This is a genomic window from Acetobacter papayae JCM 25143, from assembly GCF_000613285.1.
In the GTDB taxonomy this organism is placed as follows: domain Bacteria; phylum Pseudomonadota; class Alphaproteobacteria; order Acetobacterales; family Acetobacteraceae; genus Acetobacter; species Acetobacter papayae.
This window is the reverse complement of record NZ_BAIN01000170.1, coordinates 1-620: the sequence shown is the minus strand read 5'-3', so window position 1 is coordinate 620 and position 620 is coordinate 1. Positions and strand designations below refer to the sequence as shown.

Genomic DNA, 620 nt, shown 5'->3' with positions numbered 1-620 from the left:
CTAGCGCCAAGCCACCCAGTGTCATGACGTTGATAGTCTGCCCTGCCCACAACAGGCAGATGATGGCTGCCAGAATGCACAGCGGAATAGACGTGGCAATAATGATGGTGGAGCGCCAGGAGCCAAGGAACAGCAGCACGACAAGACCTGTCAGCACGGCGGCTGTCAGCATTTCGCGCACCACATCCTTGATGGCGTCCTTAACGAATACCGAGGCATCGCTCAGCACCGAAATATGGACATCCGGCGGTACAAGCTGCCGAACACGAGGTAGCAGTTCCTTGGTTCTGGACACGACATCAAGGGTCGAGGCCTCGCCACTTTTCATGACGACGATCATGACGCCCTGCTTGCCTTGAACCAGCACAAGGTTGGTCTGCGGGTGTCCGCCACGGTACACGTTGGCTACGTCATGCACATAAATAACGGAGTTGCCCACGCGTTTGACGGGAATATCGCCCAGTTCCTGCATGGAGCGTGGGGTAGCGTTGGTCTGCACCATCCAGTCCGTGCGGTTGATTTTCTGATCGCCTGCGGGCAGCACGATGTTCTGCGTACGCAGGGCGTTCTGCACGTCCATGGCGGAGAGATGATGCGCCTGAAGCTGCTTCTGGTTGAGA

1 protein-coding gene is annotated in these 620 nt (G+C 57.3%); it reads right to left on the bottom strand.

Annotated elements, in window-relative coordinates; genetic code table 11:
• Positions 1-620 (bottom strand): efflux RND transporter permease subunit (locus tag JCM25143_RS20460; RefSeq protein WP_035371557.1); only part of this gene is annotated, 620 nt, incomplete at both ends.